The sequence below is a fragment of the Pseudomonas sp. 58(2021) genome (genome assembly GCF_017491585.1).
Lineage (GTDB): Bacteria > Pseudomonadota > Gammaproteobacteria > Pseudomonadales > Pseudomonadaceae > Aquipseudomonas > Aquipseudomonas fluorescens_BT.
Map to the genome: position 1 here is coordinate 193,664 of NZ_JAFGYZ010000005.1, position 3,624 is coordinate 197,287.

2 protein-coding genes are annotated in these 3,624 nt (G+C 62.3%); one reads left to right on the forward strand and one right to left on the reverse strand.

Annotation, left to right across the window (positions count from 1 at the left end; genetic code table 11):
* Positions 1-20: 20 nt before the first annotated feature.
* Complete coding sequence (locus J5M72_RS08050; protein ID WP_207865056.1) at positions 21-2,480, forward strand: TonB-dependent siderophore receptor; 2,460 nt, start codon at positions 21-23, stop codon at positions 2,478-2,480.
* A gap of 118 nt (positions 2,481-2,598) precedes the next feature.
* Here the strand turns inward: J5M72_RS08050 and J5M72_RS08055 are convergent, their stop codons facing one another.
* A complete protein-coding gene (locus tag J5M72_RS08055; RefSeq protein ID WP_169429611.1) occupies positions 2,599-3,558 on the reverse strand; it encodes an alpha/beta hydrolase in 960 nt (319 codons plus the stop codon).
* Between the last annotated feature and the right edge of the window lie 66 nt (positions 3,559-3,624).

Sequence of the window (3,624 nt, forward strand, 5' to 3'; positions counted from 1 at the left end):
CTTTGAAGAGTAGAAGAACAATGCCCGCACCGCACGGACTCCACCCGCTCGCCAAGGCTCTGCTGATCCGCCGCTCCTTGCGCACCACCCTTCCAGCCCTTTGCGCCATGGCATTGACCCTGCCGGTGATCGGTCAGGCGCAGGCCGCAGCGGTGACGATCAATATTGCGGCACAGTCGCTGGGGAGCGCGCTGCAGGAATTCGGCCGCCAGACCAATCTGCAAGTGCTGTACAGCCCGGACGACGTCAGCGGCCTGCGCAGCACCGCTGTCAGTGGCAACCTGGAGCCGACCGCCGCTATCGCGCAATTGCTTCAGGGCACCGACATCGCCTACAGCGTGCAGGGCAACAATGTTTCCTTGCGTGCCCGCAGCAGCGGCGCGAGCCTTGACCTGGCGCCGACCAGCATCACCGCCGCCCTGGAGTCAGCGTGGGGCCCGGTTGACGGCATTGTTGCAAAACGCAGCGCCACCGGCTCCAAGACCGATACCGCGCTGAAGGAAATCCCGCAGACCATCAACGTCGTCACGCAAGACGAAATCAAGATGCGCGGTTCGCAGTCGGTCACCGAAGCCCTGCGCTACACCGCGGGCATGACCGGCGGCGGCTTCTCCGACCGGGTGAAGATCTTCGACGAACCGACCTCCCGGGGTTTCTCGCCAACGCCGCTGTACCTCGACGGCCTGCACCTGCCTTACGGCGGCGGCAGCACCGGCGGTTCGTTGCAGATCGACCCATACAGCCTGGAGCGCATCGAAGTGCTCAAGGGCCCGGCGTCGGTGCTCTACGGCCAGAACCAGCCAGGCGGCATCGTCAACATGGTCGGCAAGCGTCCGACGGCCACGCCTCTGCACGAAGTGATCATTGGTGGCGGCAGCTATGACCGCAAATACGGCGCCTTCGACCTCGGCGGCCCGCTCGACGATCAGGGAGAGTTTCTCTATCGCCTGACCGGTGTGGTCAACGACAGCAACTCGCAGATCGACTACGCCGACCAGAAACGCATGATGCTCGCGCCCAGCCTGACCTGGCTGCCGAACGACCGCACCAGCATCACCCTGTACGGCCAGTACCAGAAAGACCACGACACCCCGGAAGCCCAGGGCCTGCCGGCCAACGGCACCGTGTACCGCACCGCCAACGGTCGCATCAGCCGCAGCCTGTTCCTCGGCGAGCCGAATGTGAACAAGTACGACCGCGAGCAGTTCGTGCTCGGTTACGAGATTTCCCACGAACTCAACGACGTCTGGACCCTCAAGCAGAACGCCCGTTACGCGCAACTCAACGACCGTTACATCGCGCCGCTGCACGGCTACTCCTTCGAACCGAATCCGGTCACCGGCGCCGACGACGAACGTCGCCAGACCCGCTTCGGTGTGGACTGGGCCCAGGACAACAAGGTCTACGGCATCGATAACATCGCCCAGGCCAAGTTCAAGACCGGCGAGCTGGATCACACCCTGCTGCTGGGTGTCGACTACTACCAGTACAACTCCAAGTTCCTCGGCCGTTATGACCGTCAGGGCCCGGCCATCGACCTGTACAACCCTGTCTACGGCAGCCAGTTCAACTTCCGCCAGCCTTACCGTTGGGACAACACGGTCAAGCAGACCGGCCTGTACACCCAGGACCAGATGCGCTGGAACCAGTGGTTCCTGACCGTCGGCGGTCGCTACGACTTCGCCGAAACCATCAACAAGGAACCGCTGGGCGGCAACCGCTCGAACATCAAGAACGAGAAGTTCACCGGTCGTGCAGGCCTTGGCTACGAGTTTGAAAACGGCCTGACACCGTACGTGAGCTACGCCGAATCGTTCCTGCCACAGACCGGTGCCGACATGAACGGCCGTCCGTTCGAGCCGACCGAGGGCAAACAGTACGAAGTCGGCGTCAAGTACGAGCCAGGCTTCGTCGACGGGTTCATCCAGCTGTCGGCCTATCAGATCGATCAGAGCAACATGCTGACCAACGACCTGAACAACCCGGGCTTCAGCAGCCAGAGCGGTTCGGTGCGTTCGCGCGGCGTGGAACTGGAAGGCAAGGTCAACGTGACCCAGAACCTGCGTGTGCTGGCCTCGGTGTCGCGCAACCAGATCAAGTGGCGCAGCGTCAACGACGGTCGCGAAGGTCGCACCCTGGCCATGAGCCCACCACTGACCGCATCGGCGTGGATCAACTACGACTTCGACCAGTCGACTTCGCTGGCCGGTCTGGGCATGGGCCTGGGCACACGCTACGTGCGCAGCAGCTATGGCTCGGACTACGAGGAAGACTCCTTCCAGATCCCGTCCTACACCGTGTATGACGCCATGATTTCCTACGACCTGGAAAAATCGCCACTGCACGTCAAAGGCGTGAAAGTGAAGATGAACCTGGAAAACCTCGCCGACAAAAAGTACGTCGCCAGCTGCAACAGCACCCTGGACTGCTACTACGGCGAAGGCCGGACCATGACCGCCGACGTGACCTACAACTGGTAACACGTTCAGCACCCGACAAGACGCCGGCATTTGCCGGCGTTTTGCTGTCTGCCCTTTTTCCCCGGGCAATAGAAAAGGGCCGCAGACAGCGACCCTTTCAGTCCCTCGATCACCTCTGTCACCGTGCTGCAAACACCTCCAGCAGCCGCTCGGCAATGTGCTGCTGCGCCTCTTCGGCCTCATCGATGATCGCACCCATGCGCATGAAGTCATGGGTCATGCCCTCGTACACTTTCAACTCGACCTCGACACCCGCTGCCTGCAAATGCCGGGCATACGCCACGCCTTCGTCGTGCAGTGGATCGCACTCGGCCAACACCAGCAGTGTTGGCGCCACACCGGCTGAGACTTCCCCCAGCAACGGCGAGAAACGCGGATCGAGACGGTCACCCGCCTCACGCTGATAGTGGTTGTAGAACCAGTTCAGCGATGCCTTCTCCAGCAGATAACCCTCGGCGTAACGCTCGATGGAGGACGTGCTGCGGCTGGCGTCGGTGACCGGGTAGATCAGCACCTGCAAACGCGGCTGCACCGGTGCGCCCACCAATTGTGCGGCGAGCACGGTGGCCAGGCTGCCGCCGACGCTGTCACCGGCAATCGCCAGACGCGTGCTGTCCAGCCCCAGATCCTGAGCATTTGCCACCAGCCAGTTCCAGGCGTCCTGTGCATCGTTGGCGGCGGTCGGAAAACGGAACTCCGGCGCCCGTCGATAAGCCACCGACAGCACCACACAATCGGCCATCGACGCCAGCGCCCGGCACAGTGAGTCATGGGAATCGAGGCTGCCGACCACATAACCGCCACCATGGAAATACAACAGTGCCGGACGTCCGGCCCCGGCTTTCAAGGGCTGATGGCTGTAGACCCGCGCCTCCAGCAGCGAGCCGTCACGCACCGGCAGTTGCAGTTCATCGACCAGCGCAAGGTCTTCGCCGCCGGCGTCCATCAGCAGCGACGACTGATCGAACTGTTCACGGGCCTGTTCCGGGCTCAGCTCATGCATGCCCACACGTTTGCCGCTGGCCCGGCCGTTGCCGACCAATTGCAGAAATGCGGCGATATCAGGATTCAACGACATTCAATTTCTCCAGACCACTCGGGCGCCTTAGGCGCCCGAGTGATGTTTGCGGTTACGAAGCAGATT